The sequence below is a fragment of the Jiella marina genome (assembly GCF_024359545.1).
Lineage (GTDB): Bacteria > Pseudomonadota > Alphaproteobacteria > Rhizobiales > Rhizobiaceae > Jiella.
In genome coordinates this window covers 29,345-43,119 of the sequence record NZ_JAKQZG010000002.1, presented here as the reverse complement: position 1 = coordinate 43,119, position 13,775 = coordinate 29,345, and the positions used below count along the sequence as shown (strand labels likewise).

Genomic DNA, 13,775 nt, shown 5'->3' with positions numbered 1-13,775 from the left:
GCGGATCGGCCGGGCCTTTGCAATGGCGATTGAAGGCCGGCTATTTTGCCGGCGGCGGCGCAAACGCCTCTTTCAGTTTCTTCGACAGGTCCTTGAAGGGCTTGTCGGTGACCGGATCGCCGGGGTTCTGCACGAGATAGTCGTAGATGTGCGGAACCAGATCGACGGCCTGGTCGAGGGTGGTGTCGGAGCCGCGCTGATAGCCGCCGAGAAGCCGCAGGTCGCGGGTGTCTTCGAAGCGGGCGGTCATCGCCCGCAGCCGCGTGACGAGTTCGCGTTCCTGGGCGTTCCAGGCGCGGTCGGCGAGGCGGGAGATGGATTTCAGGACGTCGACGGCCGGGAACCGGCCCTGTTCGGCGATCGCCCGGTCGAGGACGATGTGACCGTCGAGCGTGCCGCGGATCGCGTCGGCGATCGGATCATTGTGGTCGTCGCCGTCGACGAGCACGGAGAAGACGCCGGTGATCGTGCCCGAGCCTTCGAAACCGGGACCGGCGCGCTCCAGAAGCTGCGGCAGTTCGGAAAAGACGGATGGCGGATAGCCGCGCGCCACGGGCGGCTCGCCGGCGGCCAGCGCGACGTCGCGGGCCGCATGGGCGAGGCGGGTGACGCTGTCGATGATGAGGAGAACGTTCTCCCCCTGGTCGCGGTAGTATTCGGCGACGGCGGTCGCGGTCTTCGGGGCGAGGCGGCGCATCATCGGGCTTTCGTCGCCCGTCGCCACCACCGTCACCACCTTGTCGAGGTGGCCGGCCATGGTCTCTTCGAGGAATTCGCGCACTTCGCGGCCGCGCTCGCCGACCAGCGCCACGACGGCGGTGTCGAAGCCCTTGGCCCGTGACAGCATGCCCATCAGCGTCGACTTGCCGACGCCGGAGCCGGCGAAGATGCCGATGCGCTGGCCTTTGACGAGGGGCGTGAAGATGTCGATCGTGCGGATGCCGGTCTGCACCGGCTTGCCGACACGCCCGCGCTTGAGCGCCGGTGGCGGCGATCCGTCGGCAATGCGCTCCTCGCTGCCCTTGGCGATCGGACCGAGGCCATCGACGGGCTCGCCGAAGGCGTTGACGACGCGGCCCTTCCATTCCGTCGTGGGGGCGACGGTATAGGGCCCGATGCGCCGTGCCGTGCTCTTGACGCCGAGGGTGGAGCGGATGCCAAAGGGCTTGACCGTCAGGCAGTCGGATTCGATCCGCACCACTTCGCCGATCTCGTCGCCCGCGGTGCCGGGGCAGGCAATGCAGTCGCCGAGCCGCACGAAGGGCGACAGTCCCGCCACCCGGAAAGCCTGGGGCGAAACGTCGACGATGCGCCCCGACACATTGATGCGCGGCGCGTCGAGCGCGGAAAAGTCGGGGCTGGCTTCGGCGGTCAGGCTCATGACGTGCCTCCGAGGGTTCTGATGGCGTCGGACAGGCTCGATTCATTCGTGCGCACCAGATTGGCCGCACTCTCGAAAGTCCGTTGCAGGGTGATCAGCCGCGTCATTTCCAGAATCGGATTGACGTTCGATCCTTCCACGAAACCCTGCATCACTCCCACCTGGGAGAAATCGAGGGCGGGCTGCGCGGCCTGGTCGGGGATGACACCCGAAGTGTCGAGCCGGGTCAGCTTGGCGTTTGCGGGGATGGTGAAGAGTCCGACCGCGCCGAGCTGGCGACCGTCCTGGGTGATCATGCCGTCCCGGGCGATGATGACTTCGCCGCCATTGGGATCGATCTGAAGTCCTGCGCCTCCGACATCGACCAGCGGATAGCCGGTGAGCGTCTCGATGCCGCCGGCCTCGTTGATCCGCATGCGCCCGTCGCGCGTATAGACGAGGCCATTTTCCCCCTGATAGGCAAAATAGGCATCGCCCGCGACAGCCATGTCGAGCGGATTGCCGGTCTGGGTCAATTCGCCCGCACGGGTCGAGATGTAGCTTTCGCCCTCGTCCACCAGGCTCACCGGATCGGAGCCGATGGCGTCGGCCCGTTTGACGAGTTCCTCGAAGCTGATCTCCTCGGAGCGAAAGCCGGCTGTGCGCAGATTGGCGAGATTGTGGGCAACGGTGTCGAGGCGGCGCTCGATGGCAAGCTGCGCCGACAGCGCGACCGGAAGCGAAGCCTCCATGATCGGTTCTCTCCCGAATGGTATCGATGGGCGAAGTGCGGTCGGACCACGACTTCGATTGTGATCTACCGGCGCACCCTATTCCGGGCACCCTTGCCTCAGCCTGATTGGGACAAATCCCGAATTTTCAGGGTTTCCAGCCGCGGCGAGGGCAAGGCTCGCACAAGCGCTTCTGCCGTACCCCCGAAGCAGTAGATAACGCGCATTCGAGGCTCTCATGGGAATTCTGATTGGTATGGTCGTGACGTTCGGCTGCCTACTCGGCGGCTACGTGGCGATGGGCGGCCATCTCGACGTGCTCGTTCAGCCCTTCGAATACGTGATCATCCTTGGATCCTCCTTCGGCACCTTCCTCGTCGGCAACTCCAACAAGACGATCAAGGACACCGGCAAGGCGATGGGCGAGGCGTTCAAGAACAAGGTCCCGAAGCAGAAGGACTATCTCGAGGTCCTGGGTCTCCTGCACGCGCTGATGCGAGAGATGCGTTCGAAGTCGCGCAGCGAGGTCGAAGCCCATATCGACGATCCCGCGGAGTCGACGATCTTCCAGGCCTATCCGAACATCCTGAAGGATACGCCGATGCTGAACTTCATCTGCGACTATGCGCGGCTGATCATCATCGGCAATGCCCGGCCTCATGAGATCGAGGCCCTGATGGAAGAGGAAATCCACACCATCCAGCACGACGCGCTGAAGCCCAAGCATGCACTTCAGGACATGGCTGACGGCCTGCCGGCGCTCGGCATCGTCGCCGCGGTTCTCGGCGTCATCAAGGCGATGGGCGCGCTCGACCAGTCGCCGGAAGTGCTCGGCGGGCTGATCGCCGCGGCGCTGGTCGGGACCTTCGCCGGTGTGTTCTTCTCCTACGGCATCGTCGGTCCGATCGCTGCCAAGGTGAAATATGTCCGCGACAAGCAGACCCGCGTCTTCACGATCGTGAAGTCGACCTTGATCGCCTACATGAACGGGGCGATGCCGCAGGTGGCGCTCGAATATGGCCGCAAGACCATTTCCGCCAGCGATCGCCCGACCATCGACCAGGTCGAGAGCGAGACCATCGGCGGCGGCTCGGGCGCGTGATATCATGAGCGACGTTGCATTCGCCTCAGATCCCGCCGAGATCGGTGCGCGCCTCAAGAGCGCGACCGAGATCGACCCGGCCCGGCTTCCGCGCCTGGCCAAGATGGCCGAGGACTGGGCCGACGAGATCGGCGCGAGACTCGGCGAACTCGCCACGAAACCGATCGAGGTGACGTACCAGCAGTGCGACGTGGAGAACGCACCGGACCCGTCCGAGGCCGGCTCTGGCACCTCCATGCTCGCTACCCTCCTGTCGAACCGATTCCTGCGGCCGAGCTTCGTGGCCGTCGAGCGTCGGACGGTGGAGGCCCTGGTCGCCGGCTTCTTCGGGTGCGAGCCCTCGGCGGATCTGGCCGCCTCGCGCGAACCGACGCTGCTCGACCGTCAGTTCCTGCGGCTGGGCCTCGCCAAAGCTCTCGACGCGGCCATGCGGGTCTTCAAGCCCATGGCCGAGGTCAGCCTGTCGATCGGTGATTTCGTCACCGCGGAGGAACTGGCCGAAACTCTGGGCGAAGAGCCCGAACGCTATGCGCTGTTTCGCTTCGAAATCGTGATGGGGAGCTACACGGCCCCGTTGACGATCGCGATTCCGCTGAGCTTTCTCGCGCCCCACCGCCGTTTTCTCGCAGGCGTTCCGGAAGGCCCCAAGGTCGACGCCGACGAAGCCTGGAAGAAGGATATCGAGGCGAGCTTTGCGCGCAGCGAAATGCGGATCGAAGCGGTTCTGTGCAAGAAGAAGATCCCGCTCTCGCAAGTCGCCCGTTTCCGCGTGGGCGAAACCGTTTCCCTCGATGTCGGCCTCACAAGCCTGATCCCGCTCGAATGCGAGGATCGGCCGATGTTCAAGGGACAGGTCGGCCGCGCCCGTGATTCCTACGTGGTGCGTGTCGAGGAACGAATCGATCCGGCACAGGAGTTCATCGATGACATCCTATCTGATTGATTTCGTTCTGATGATCGCGCTCGTGGTCACGGCGATCCGCTGCGGCCGGATGTATCGCGAAATCCGCACCCTGCGCGACAACGAGCTCGCCACCACCATCATCGACGCCGAGAAGGCGCTGAACCGCGCCGCCGAAGCGGTGGTCTCGCTGCGCCACGAAGGCGTCGAGACGACGCGGGCCCTGGAGAGCCAGGTCACCGAGGCGCGCAGGCTCGCCGACGAACTCGGCGAACTGCTGCGCCGTGCAGACTTCCATGTCGCCGGTGGCCGGACGAAAGCCTCGGAACTGCCCGAGAGCTATCGCGAGGCGCTTGCCGCCACCCATGACAGGCTTCGCGCCAGTCTAGCCCGCTAATCCACGGAAAGCGGTGTCGTCGATCGGTTTCCGCTAAACGTTTCGAGTTCCTGGAAAGAGAGTTTCATGAGCGACAAAGAGTTTGACCTCGACATCGACGACACCGACGGTGAGGACGAGGGCAGCGAACTGGGCGGTTTCGAGATGCCGACCGGTTTCGATCCCGCCGCCGCCTTCGGGGCCGCCGGGGCTGTTGACGAGGAGGACGAAGACTCCGAGGGTGACGACGAGGCCAAAGAAGCCGAGGCGCCCGACCATGTCGACCTCGACCTGGTGATGGACGTGCCGGTGACGATGCAGGTCGTTCTCGGATCCGCGACCATGCCGGTCGCCAACATCCTCAAGCTCGGCCGCGGCGCCGTGGTGAAGCTCGACACCAAGGTGGGCGATCCGGTGGACGTCGTGGTCAATGGCCGGATCGTCGCGCGCGGCGAGATCGTCGTCATCGACAAGGAAGAGCAGCGCTTCGGCATCACGCTGACGGAAGTCGCCAAGCCGGGGTCGAAGCTTCAGGCCCGCAATTCGAGGGCTGCATAAGAGATCATGTCAATCGTCGCAGCCTATTCCGGCGAAGGTCAGGGACTGCCCGAAAACGGCAGCGCGCGCGCGGCGATTCTCCTGCTCGCGCTCGGCGCCGAAGGGGCCGGTCGGATCCTGAAGCATCTGTCGCCGGATGAAATCCGCATGATTCGCGACAGCGCGGCCTCGCTTCCGATGATCGAGCCCGAGCAGATCGACGAACTGGTCGACGAGTTCCGCGATGCCTTCAAGAAGGGCGCGGCGCTGACGGGGCCGGAAAAGCAGATGGCGGAGCTCCTCGAGAGCGCGCTCTCGAAAGACGAGTACGTCTCGATCTTTTCCGAGCAGGATGCCGATCCCGTTCTTGCCGATCTCGTGGGCGGCAACGAAAACGGCGACGTCTGGGAGGCGGTCGCGGCGGCCGAGCCTGCGGATCTCGCGCAAAAGCTTCTGGCCGAGCACCCGCAGATGGTGGCGATCATCGTCTCGCGGATCGAGGCCGACAAGGCTTCGCTGATGATCCGCGAATTCGCGCCCGCCATGCGCAACGACATCATGCGCCGGATTCTGACGCTGAAACCGTTGCGCCACCAGGTGCAGAGCATTCTGGAAAGCCAGATCCGCCGCAACTTCCTCGCCGTCGAGGACAGCGGAGAAGAGGGTGGAAGCCACGCCTTCCTGGCCGAGATCGTGAACCGTCTCGACAAGGAATCCTCGGAAGAGATCATCGAGTCCCTCCGCTCGACCCGACCGAAGGATGCAGAGGCTCTCGAGAAACTGCTGTTCGCCTTCGAGGACATCCCGTCCCTGCCGGTCAAGTCGCGCCTGGCGCTGTTCGACGCGGTGGCTCCGGACGTCCTGATCCTGGCGCTGCGCTCTGCCGACGCCGAGATGAAGGAGACCGTCCTGTCCTCGCTGGGCGCTCGCGCCCGGCGTATGGCCGAGGCCGAGCTCAACCAGGAGGCCACCGTCCAGAAAGCCGAAATCGACGGTGCGCGGCGCCAGATCGCCAAGGAGGCGCTGCGTCTGGCGGCTGACGGCAAGATCATGCTGCGCGAGGAGGCGGAGTAGGCAGGGCCATCTCCGCCGCCCCCGTCTGACCGTTCCGCCGTAACTTCTGCGCAACCGTAATCGGCACGACGCCAAGAGTGTTCACTCGACGTCAACGGCTTAGGGGAGGTAATCGTTGGCGGATAGCGAAGACAAGTCGTCAAAGACAGAAGAGCCGACGGAAAAGAAAATCCGCGACACCGTGGAGAAGGGCAACCTTCCGGTTTCGCGCGAAGCTCCCATCCTGGCGTCCTTCCTGGCGATGATGGCCTTCTTCACGTTCCAGGTGAAGGACAGTGCGGCGCAATTGCTGCTCAGTCTCAAATCCACCATGGAAAACCCACTTCAGTGGGAGTTGGAGACGGGCGCCGATGCACTCCATGTCTTGCAAATGCTGGCCGTCGAATGCGGCCGCTTCATCATGCCGGCGACGCTCATGCTCGTCATCGGCGGGGTCCTGGCGTCCCTTCTGCAGAACGCGCCGCAGATCAATGTCGAGCGAATCCGGCCCAAGGCCTCGAACATTTCGCTGTCCTCCGGGTTCAAGCGGATATTCGGCCTCAGGGGCGTGACGGAGTTCGGCAAGGCCATGTTCAAGTTCATCGCCATCGGCATCATCGTCGGCTCGATCCTGATGTCGGGTTTCCCGACCATGATGCGCACCATGTATGCCGATCCCGTGCTGATGCCCGAGCTCATCCTGGACATGGCGATGAAGCTCCTGTCCGCCGTTTCCATCGCCACGATCCTGCTCGTCGCAGCCGATATCGGCCTCAGCCGCATGCATTGGAAGCGCGACCTGATGATGTCGAAGCAGGAGATCAAGGACGAGAACAAGCAGATGGAGGGCGATCCCATGATCAAGGCGCGCCAGCGCCAGATCGCCCGCGATCGCGTCAAGCGGCGGATGATGGCCGAAGTGCCGAAGGCGACGCTGGTGATCGCCAACCCGACGCACTACGCCATCGCATTGCGCTACGCCCGCGAGGAGGGCGGTGCGCCCATGGTCGTGGCCAAGGGCACCGACCTCGTGGCATTGAAGATCCGCGAGATTGCCGAAGAACACGAGGTGCCCATCATCGAGGACAAGCTCTTGGCAAGGTCGATGTACGATCATGTCGAAATCGACCAGATGATACCGCCTCAGTTCTTCAAAGCCGTCGCTGAAATCATCTATTATCTCTACACCCGTTCCGGGGCAAAGATGGGAGTCGCCACGGCGTAGCCATGCTCGATATCAAGAAAAGATCGGCAATGACGCGCGAGCGGCTGCTCGCGGAAGGGATAAAGGAAGTCGCGGCGGAGTTGCGGCTGGTCGACGTGGTCGACTATGTCGCCTTTCTCCGGCTGGAACGTTACGGCAATCTGGACGACATCGTTACGTCGTCTGCCGAACTTTACCTCAAGCCCGGCGTCCTGCGCTTTGCGGATGGCGGGGAAGTACGGCTGAAGTGGGGCGAGGTGCCGATCATCGTTCTGGCCCTCGAGTTCCGCCATCTGGGTGTGACCGCACAGCTGCGTCTGGAGCTGGGCGCGACGACGGCAGCCGTCGATATCGCCTATATCAGCTATGACGAGCCGCCGGGGTCGACGGATGCCGAATCCGCGCTGCTGCAGCATGCGATCGAAGATGCCCATCTGAAGGCGCCGGCCTGAGCAATTCCGCCTGCCGGCGCCCCGTCTTCACTCTGCCCCTTCCTGCGGTGCGGCCTATTTCGGCGCGCTGGTCTGTAGCGCCAGAGCGTGCAGCTCTCCGCCCATATTCCCTCTCAGTGCCTTGTAGACCATCTGATGCTGCTGGACGCGCGACTTGCCGCGGAAGCTCTCGGAGACGATTTCGGCCGCGTAGTGGTCACCGTCACCCGCAAGATCGCGTATCGTCACGATCGCGTCAGGCAACTCCTCCTTGATCATCTTCTCGATGTCCTGGGCGTTCATCGGCATGGCGTCGCTCCCGCATGGCTGAATCGGCTTGGACCGAAATGATAGTGGCGGACCCGGCGCACCGCAATCCGCGACATTCGGGCGGGCGCTTGGACAAAGCTTCGCTGCGTCCGAGAAAGGCCAACGGGATCAGGCGGTTTGCGCGGCCTCGATGCGGCCGGACATGAAGCTCGGGAACCAGCTTTCGTGGGCGACCGTCATCGCATCGATCGAAAGATCCAGGCGGCCGGCGATCACCAGGCGGTCCTTGCCGGCTACGCCGAGCCGGCGCACAGGAATCGACGTCTCGGCGGCGGCTGCCTCGAAGGCCGCGACATCCGCCTCGCAAAGCGCCACCACGTAGCGGGCCTGATCCTCGCCGAACAGAACCGCGTGATCCGCGCCCTCGCCGGCATCCACCTCTGCGCCACAGTCCGACGCGATGCACATCTCGGCAAGCGCCACGGCGAGCCCGCCATCGGAAATGTCGTGGCATGTCCGGATCGCGCCGGAGCGGATGAAGGTGCGGACGAAATCGCCATGGCGCTTTTCCATGGCCAGATCGACGGGCGGCGGGGCGCCTTCCTCGCGTTCCTCGATGGTCGCAAGATAGGCCGAGGCGCCGAGATGGGTGCCGTCCTGCCCGACGAGGAAGAGGACGTCGCCCTCCGTCAGCGTATCGACCCGCGCGACATGGCGGCGGTCCTCGATCAGGCCGACTCCGCCGATGGTGGGCGTCGGCAGGATCGCCTGGCCCTGCGTCTCGTTGTAGAGCGAGACATTGCCCGAGACGATTGGGAAGGACAGCGCGTTGCAGGCGGCCCCAATGCCTTCGACGGCACGGGCGAACTGGCCCATGAGCTCCGGCTTTTCCGGATTGCCGAAATTGAGGTTGTCGGTCGCCGCCAGCGGCTCGGCGCCCACCGCCGTCAGATTGCGCCAGCACTCGGCGACGGCCTGGGCGCCGCCGAGATAGGGATCGGCCTCGCAATAGCGCGGAGTGACGTCGGAGGAAAAGGCGAGCGCCTTGGTCGGATGGCCGTCGACGCGGACCACGCCGGCATCGCCGCCGGGGCGCTGGATCGAATTGCCCTGGATCAGCGTGTCGTACTGCTCGAACACCCAGCGCCGCGAGCAGAGATCCGGCGAGCCGAGCAGGCTCAGCAGCGCCGCACCACAGTCGCGCGGGGCGGGGATGGACGCCGCGTCGAGAACCGGTCGCGGCGTCGGGGCCACATGGGGCCGGTCGTATTCCGGCGCCTCGTCGCCGAGTTCCATGATCGGCAGGTTCGCGACCTCCCGGCCTTCCCACAGGATGCGGAAACGCTTGTCGTCCGTCGTGCGCCCGACAATGGCGAAGTCGAGCCCCCATTTGACGAAGATCGCCTCAGCCTCATCGCGCTTTTCGGGGCGAAGGACCATGAGCATGCGCTCCTGGCTCTCCGACAGCATCATCTCGTAGGCGGTCATCTTCGCCTCGCGCACCGGCACGGTATCGAGGTCGAGTTCGACGCCGAGATCGCCCTTGGCGCCCATTTCGACGGCCGAGCAGGTGAGGCCCGCCGCGCCCATGTCCTGGATCGCGATGACGGCGCCGGTCTGCATCAGTTCGAGACAGGCTTCGAGCAGGCACTTCTCTGTGAACGGATCGCCCACCTGCACGGTCGGGCGCTTTTCCTCGATGTTCTCGTCGAACTCGGCCGAGGCCATGGTCGCGCCGCCGACGCCGTCGCGGCCGGTCTTGGCGCCGAGATAGACGACAGGCAGGCCGACGCCCTCGGCCTTGGAGTAGAAGATCGCGTCTGTCTTCGCGAGGCCCGCGGCGAAGGCGTTCACCAGGCAGTTGCCGTTGTAGCGCTTGTGGAAATTGACCTCGCCGCCGACGGTCGGCACGCCGAAGGAATTGCCGTATCCGCCGACACCCGCCACGACGCCCGCCACCAGATGCCGGGTCTTGGGGTGGTTCGGTTCGCCAAAGCGCAGGGCGTTCATCGCCGCGATCGGCCGCGCGCCCATGGTGAAGACGTCGCGCAAGATGCCGCCGACCCCCGTGGCCGCGCCCTGATAGGGCTCGATATAGGAGGGATGATTGTGGCTCTCCATCTTGAAGACCACGCACAGCCCGTCGCCGATATCGACGACGCCGGCATTCTCGCCCGGCCCCTGGATGACGCGCTCGCCCTTGGTCGGCAATGTGCGCAGCCAGCGCTTGGAGGATTTGTAGGAACAGTGCTCGTTCCACATGGCCGAGAAGATACCGAGTTCGGTCAGGGTCGGCGTGCGGCCGACCAGCGCGAGCACGCGCTCATATTCGTCGGGCTTCAGGCCATGGGCCGCCACGAGTTCGGGCGTGATCTCGGTATCCACGGGTCTCGTCTCCGTCACCGGGCCGTTCATGGGCGACGGCCCTCGCGAAATGGCAAGTTCCCCTCAAAGGGGCATTGTCATTGCCCGTCTAGACGATCGGCGGGCGGATGGGAATGCGGGGAGCGGGCGACTTCACTCCTCTGTCGGTTTGCCAAGCAGCACCAGGGCGAAGCTGAGCGCCAGAAGATAGGAGATCAGTTCAAGGATCTCTTCGAATGCCACCCAGCCAAACTTCTCCGAAAGCTCCGCCGGCGCCAGAATCAGGGCAGAGAGGCCCAGTGGCCAGAACGACAGGATGGCGGAGAAGGAGAATCCGGCCCGGATCTCGCGCCAGCGGAAAGAAATGCCGATGGGGATGAGAAGGGCGGCCAATGCCGTTGCGCCGTGCTTCCAGCTCCCCTCGAGGCAGAGGCCTCCAGGATAGTAGTCGCTCCCGCAGCGTGGTGTCTCCCGGAGCGCGGCGATGAAAAGGAGAGACGCCGCGACGAGGGCGAGCGCGAAGAGCATTCGCCGGGATCGCGAAGCCAGATAGGCGAAGATCGCAGAGGCAATGAGGACCATGCCGGCCTGCAAATATTCGACAGGGCCATTTTCCGCGAACCATTGCTCCAGGCCCCGAGGCGAAAGCATCAGACCCATACCCAGCGCAAGGGCCGCCATCAGCGCCCCCCCGATGAGAAATGCCGTCAGCCAGTGGGGGATGGGTGACAAGGGGAGCGAAGTGTCTTCGAAATGTCGCATAAGCCGGAAATCCGTGTGAATGCGCACACTTATGGTGAGGGATGCTGAATTTCCAGGACAAAAATAAGAGAGACATATAAATTATCGTCGCTTCCGCATGGGCATGCTGAGCCTGTTGGGCCCGGCCCGGAGCGATGCTCCCCTTGCGTCAATTCGCGCCCCTGATGCGGCCTTTGCAGCGCTTTTGCATCGAGGTGGCTCCTTGTAGAATCTCGAAGTGTGAGTCCGTTTCCTCATGGACGGGAATGGCGTTGCCAAGGGTCGTGAAAGCAACCCTCAGGGAGGCTGCAATGACGTTCAAATGCCTGGTCGTGGTGGCCTTCATGTCGGTCGTCGTCCTGCCGTCCCTCCCGGCTCATGCGGTGTTCTCCGGCGAAATGAGCCCCAAAGTGCGCTCGGGCGACAGCGACTACGCCGATGGCATCGAGGCCTTCGACGCCAAGGAGTGGGCAAAGGCGATCACCGCCTTCGCCAAGGTCGTCGAACGGCGGCCGCATCACGACAATGCCTGGTCGCTGCTGGGTTTTTCCCTGCGCAAGGTCGGCAATCACGAGCGTGCGCTCGACGCCTATGGCCGGGCCCTGTCCATCAACCCGCACCACCGCGGTGCGATGGCCTATCTGGGCGAGGCCTATCTTGAACTCGGCCGGTTGCGAGATGCCAAGATCCTGCTGATCCGGCTCAGAGACGAATGCCGGCGCGTGGCGCTCACTTTCTCCGACGGAGATTTCGAGGACGGCTGCAGCGAGTATCACGAACTGAGCACCGCGATTGCCGCGTACGAAAAGAACCCCACCGAGCCTGTGAAGCCTGTTGCCAGCCAGTGGTAATTCGCTCGCCGCGCGTAGGTGCCGTCAGTCGAGTGACGACTTAACGAACCGATGCGTAGTCTAGGCTGGCGGTGCGGCAGGGAGCCGAATCGGCCTGCCGGCGAAAGACGACCGTGTCGTCGTCCACCTGTGAGATCGGAGCGCTGGAAAGCCGCCTTTGCAGAAGGATGAGCGCGTAGTCGTAGCCCTCGGCGGTGCGGGCCGGCGAGCGCAGGCAGATCCCGAAACCGTCCACGGCATCGCCCGGCAGGAAAGTCGTGGCACGCTCCGAAGTGCGGCGACGGAAGACCGCTGCGGCCGTCGATTTGGCATAGGCGATTTCGACTGGCGACAATGGCTCGTTCGGGCCGGGGCGGGAGAGGGCGATCTCGTCCCTTGGCGATACTCCGGCCGGATTGCCGAAGCCTGAGCCGAGAGAGGCGCCGCCGCCGCAGGCCGAAAAGACGCTCAACAGAGACATCGCCGCGAGGACGACCGTGGGTCGCAGGAAGCGCGCTGGAACCATGAACGTCAGGCTGTGCAACGGTCGTCGCCGCCTGACCAACGACGGATGTCAGCGCCGAGGCGCGAGCCGACCGGTTCGTTCAGGAGCGGACCGTAGGTGTCGACGTGGCCCGAGCCGCTGCGGCCCTCCACCACCAGAAGCGGACGCGCTTCGAGCTTTCCCTTGGGCACGAGGAGGAAGCGCGGCTTGCCGGAAAAGGACGAAAGCTCCGGCGCCAGCGAATAGTCCGCAAAGGCCGGGTCGCCGCTCTTGAACCAGCAGCGATTGGCGTTCAGCGTCAACCGCTCCATCCGGTCGAGCCCGGTGTCGCTGCCCGGACTTTGCGCCGAGGGACCAGACGCGCAGGCCGAAAGCCCGATGACGAGGAGGGCCGGAACGAGACCTCTAAAAAGGGGCGCGGGGCGCATCGTGTGTCAGGCGGCGAGGCTGGAGGAGATGTTGAGCGCGCTCTCGAAGATGCCTCGCCCGTCCGTGCCGCCATGCTCCGGCTCGATGAGGTTTTCCGGATGGGGCATCATGCCGAGCACGTTGCCGGCCTCGTTGACGATCCCTGCGATGTCGTGGATCGCGCCGTTGGGGTTCGTGCCCTCCGCGTAGCGGAAGACGATCTGACCGCCATCGTTCATGCGCTTCAATGTCTCGTCGTCGGCGAAATAGTTGCCGTCGTGATGGGCAACCGGGCAGCGGATCACCTGACCCTGCGAATAGGCCTTGGTGAAGCGCGTCCCGGCGTTGACAACTTCGAGCTTCACCTCGCGGCAGACGAAGCGCAGCGCCGCGTTGCGCATCAGCGCGCCCGGCAGGAGGCCCGCCTCGCAGAGGATCTGGAAGCCGTTGCACACGCCGAGCACCGGCACGCCCCTGGCGGCCGCTTCGGCGACGGCGCGCATCACCGGCGAGCGCGCGGCAATGGCGCCGGCCCTGAGATAATCGCCGAAGGAGAAGCCGCCCGGCACGACCACGAGGTCGACGTCGGGCAAGGAGGTCTCGGTCTGCCAGACCGTTGCCGGCGCCTGGCCGGTAATCGTGGTGAGCGCCGCAATCATGTCGCGGTCGCGATTGAGGCCGGGAAGAAGGACGACAGCGGTTTTCATCGATCGTGCTCGAAGGGCGTGTGGGGCTCGGCCATTTCACGAAGCTCCAGCCGCCGCTCGATACGGTCGAGGCGCTCGTCGTGGCGACCGAGAATGCCGTAGATATTATGAATGTCATGCTGCATGGACAGCATGTGACCCCGGATCGAATTCAACTCGGATTTCACTTCCTTGATGTCCTGTCGCATCTCGCCCACGTCCTGATGGACACGCTTCAGGACCTCATACATCAGCTCGTTCGTCACCTCCGCCATC

The 13,775-nt window shown here is 64.4% G+C and carries 17 protein-coding genes; 8 read left to right on the top strand and 9 right to left on the bottom strand.

Annotated features, from left to right (window positions below):
- Nucleotides 1–40: 40 nt before the first annotated feature.
- Both fliI and flgF read right to left on the bottom strand, forming a co-directional pair.
- A complete protein-coding gene (gene fliI / locus MF134_RS03730; protein WP_255338066.1) occupies nucleotides 41–1,381 on the bottom strand; it encodes a flagellar protein export ATPase FliI in 1,341 nt (446 codons plus the stop codon).
- The gene (gene flgF, locus MF134_RS03725) at nucleotides 1,378–2,112 is read right to left on the bottom strand and encodes a flagellar basal-body rod protein FlgF (RefSeq protein WP_255338065.1); all 735 of its coding nucleotides are present in this window, start codon (nucleotides 2,110–2,112) and stop codon (nucleotides 1,378–1,380) included. The genes fliI and flgF overlap by 4 nt, the downstream gene beginning before the upstream one ends.
- A gap of 217 nt (nucleotides 2,113–2,329) precedes the next feature.
- Between flgF and motA the strand changes: the two genes are divergently transcribed.
- From motA to MF134_RS03690, 7 genes are all read left to right on the top strand, one after another.
- Nucleotides 2,330–3,193, top strand: a complete 864-nt coding sequence (motA, locus tag MF134_RS03720; protein WP_255338064.1) for a flagellar motor stator protein MotA — start codon at nucleotides 2,330–2,332, stop codon at nucleotides 3,191–3,193.
- Between the two features lie 4 nt (nucleotides 3,194–3,197).
- Nucleotides 3,198–4,136 (top strand): FliM/FliN family flagellar motor switch protein, encoded by a 939-nt coding sequence (locus tag MF134_RS03715; RefSeq protein ID WP_255338063.1) that lies wholly within the window; start codon nucleotides 3,198–3,200, stop codon nucleotides 4,134–4,136.
- Nucleotides 4,117–4,491 (top strand): DUF6468 domain-containing protein, encoded by a 375-nt coding sequence (locus MF134_RS03710; RefSeq protein ID WP_255338062.1) that lies wholly within the window; start codon nucleotides 4,117–4,119, stop codon nucleotides 4,489–4,491. The genes MF134_RS03715 and MF134_RS03710 overlap by 20 nt, the downstream gene beginning before the upstream one ends.
- Nucleotides 4,492–4,635: 144 nt before the next feature.
- Nucleotides 4,636–5,028 carry a flagellar motor switch protein FliN gene (gene fliN, locus MF134_RS03705; RefSeq protein ID WP_457589949.1) on the top strand — a complete coding sequence of 131 codons (393 nt, stop codon included), beginning with the start codon at nucleotides 4,636–4,638 and terminating at the stop codon, nucleotides 5,026–5,028.
- A 6-nt stretch (nucleotides 5,029–5,034) separates the two neighbouring features.
- Nucleotides 5,035–6,081: a FliG C-terminal domain-containing protein gene (locus tag MF134_RS03700; protein WP_255338060.1), complete on the top strand. Its 1,047-nt coding sequence runs from the start codon at nucleotides 5,035–5,037 to the stop codon at nucleotides 6,079–6,081.
- Nucleotides 6,082–6,196: 115 nt separating this feature from the next.
- On the top strand, nucleotides 6,197–7,285 hold the full coding sequence (flhB, locus tag MF134_RS03695) for a flagellar biosynthesis protein FlhB (RefSeq protein ID WP_255338059.1): 1,089 nt from the start codon (nucleotides 6,197–6,199) through the stop codon (nucleotides 7,283–7,285).
- Between the two features lie 29 nt (nucleotides 7,286–7,314).
- Nucleotides 7,315–7,716, top strand: a complete 402-nt coding sequence (locus MF134_RS03690; RefSeq protein WP_255338058.1) for a hypothetical protein — start codon at nucleotides 7,315–7,317, stop codon at nucleotides 7,714–7,716.
- 54 nt (nucleotides 7,717–7,770) lie between these two features.
- On the opposite strand, the gene MF134_RS03685 is transcribed toward MF134_RS03690, so the two are convergent.
- From MF134_RS03685 to MF134_RS03675, 3 genes are all read right to left on the bottom strand, one after another.
- Nucleotides 7,771–8,004, bottom strand: coding sequence for a BolA family protein (locus MF134_RS03685; RefSeq protein ID WP_255338057.1), 234 nt, complete (start codon nucleotides 8,002–8,004; stop codon nucleotides 7,771–7,773).
- A 129-nt stretch (nucleotides 8,005–8,133) separates the two neighbouring features.
- The gene (gene purL / locus MF134_RS03680; RefSeq protein ID WP_457589943.1) at nucleotides 8,134–10,380 is read right to left on the bottom strand and encodes a phosphoribosylformylglycinamidine synthase subunit PurL; all 2,247 of its coding nucleotides are present in this window, start codon (nucleotides 10,378–10,380) and stop codon (nucleotides 8,134–8,136) included.
- A gap of 102 nt (nucleotides 10,381–10,482) precedes the next feature.
- Nucleotides 10,483–11,091 carry a hypothetical protein gene (locus tag MF134_RS03675; RefSeq protein ID WP_255338055.1) on the bottom strand — a complete coding sequence of 203 codons (609 nt, stop codon included), beginning with the start codon at nucleotides 11,089–11,091 and terminating at the stop codon, nucleotides 10,483–10,485.
- Between the two features lie 290 nt (nucleotides 11,092–11,381).
- On the opposite strand from MF134_RS03675, the gene MF134_RS03670 reads away from it, so the two are divergent.
- Complete coding sequence (locus MF134_RS03670; RefSeq protein WP_255338054.1) at nucleotides 11,382–11,921, top strand: tetratricopeptide repeat protein; 540 nt, start codon at nucleotides 11,382–11,384, stop codon at nucleotides 11,919–11,921.
- A gap of 40 nt (nucleotides 11,922–11,961) precedes the next feature.
- Here MF134_RS03670 and MF134_RS03665 read toward each other — a convergent pair whose 3' ends face one another.
- Genes MF134_RS03665 through MF134_RS03650 form a run of 4 tightly spaced genes read right to left on the bottom strand, consistent with a single transcriptional unit; the run spans nucleotide 11,962 to nucleotide 13,774 of the window.
- Nucleotides 11,962–12,372, bottom strand: a complete 411-nt coding sequence (locus MF134_RS03665) for a hypothetical protein (RefSeq protein ID WP_255338053.1) — start codon at nucleotides 12,370–12,372, stop codon at nucleotides 11,962–11,964.
- 59 nt (nucleotides 12,373–12,431) lie between these two features.
- Complete coding sequence (locus MF134_RS03660) at nucleotides 12,432–12,833, bottom strand: hypothetical protein (protein ID WP_255338052.1); 402 nt, start codon at nucleotides 12,831–12,833, stop codon at nucleotides 12,432–12,434.
- Between the two features lie 6 nt (nucleotides 12,834–12,839).
- A complete protein-coding gene (gene purQ / locus MF134_RS03655; protein WP_255338051.1) occupies nucleotides 12,840–13,520 on the bottom strand; it encodes a phosphoribosylformylglycinamidine synthase subunit PurQ in 681 nt (226 codons plus the stop codon).
- On the bottom strand, nucleotides 13,517–13,774 hold the full coding sequence (locus MF134_RS03650) for a hypothetical protein (protein ID WP_255338050.1): 258 nt from the start codon (nucleotides 13,772–13,774) through the stop codon (nucleotides 13,517–13,519). The genes purQ and MF134_RS03650 overlap by 4 nt, the downstream gene beginning before the upstream one ends.
- Nucleotide 13,775 lies beyond the last annotated feature (1 nt).

Coding starts and splice junctions, on each gene's coding strand:
- fliI (WP_255338066.1), bottom strand. CDS start 1,381: ATGAGCCTGACCGCCGAAGCCAGCCCCGACTTTTCCGCGCTCGACGCG.
- MF134_RS03700 (WP_255338060.1), top strand. CDS start 5,035: ATGTCAATCGTCGCAGCCTATTCCGGCGAAGGTCAGGGACTGCCCGAA.
- purQ (WP_255338051.1), bottom strand. CDS start 13,520: ATGAAAACCGCTGTCGTCCTTCTTCCCGGCCTCAATCGCGACCGCGAC.
- fliN (WP_457589949.1), top strand. CDS start 4,636: ATGCCGACCGGTTTCGATCCCGCCGCCGCCTTCGGGGCCGCCGGGGCT.
- purL (WP_457589943.1), bottom strand. CDS start 10,380: ATGAACGGCCCGGTGACGGAGACGAGACCCGTGGATACCGAGATCACG.
- MF134_RS03660 (WP_255338052.1), bottom strand. CDS start 12,833: ATGCGCCCCGCGCCCCTTTTTAGAGGTCTCGTTCCGGCCCTCCTCGTC.
- MF134_RS03650 (WP_255338050.1), bottom strand. CDS start 13,774: ATGGCGGAGGTGACGAACGAGCTGATGTATGAGGTCCTGAAGCGTGTC.
- MF134_RS03675 (WP_255338055.1), bottom strand. CDS start 11,091: ATGCGACATTTCGAAGACACTTCGCTCCCCTTGTCACCCATCCCCCAC.
- MF134_RS03690 (WP_255338058.1), top strand. CDS start 7,315: ATGACGCGCGAGCGGCTGCTCGCGGAAGGGATAAAGGAAGTCGCGGCG.
- MF134_RS03715 (WP_255338063.1), top strand. CDS start 3,198: ATGAGCGACGTTGCATTCGCCTCAGATCCCGCCGAGATCGGTGCGCGC.
- motA (WP_255338064.1), top strand. CDS start 2,330: ATGGGAATTCTGATTGGTATGGTCGTGACGTTCGGCTGCCTACTCGGC.
- flgF (WP_255338065.1), bottom strand. CDS start 2,112: ATGGAGGCTTCGCTTCCGGTCGCGCTGTCGGCGCAGCTTGCCATCGAG.
- MF134_RS03670 (WP_255338054.1), top strand. CDS start 11,382: ATGACGTTCAAATGCCTGGTCGTGGTGGCCTTCATGTCGGTCGTCGTC.
- MF134_RS03685 (WP_255338057.1), bottom strand. CDS start 8,004: ATGCCGATGAACGCCCAGGACATCGAGAAGATGATCAAGGAGGAGTTG.
- MF134_RS03710 (WP_255338062.1), top strand. CDS start 4,117: ATGACATCCTATCTGATTGATTTCGTTCTGATGATCGCGCTCGTGGTC.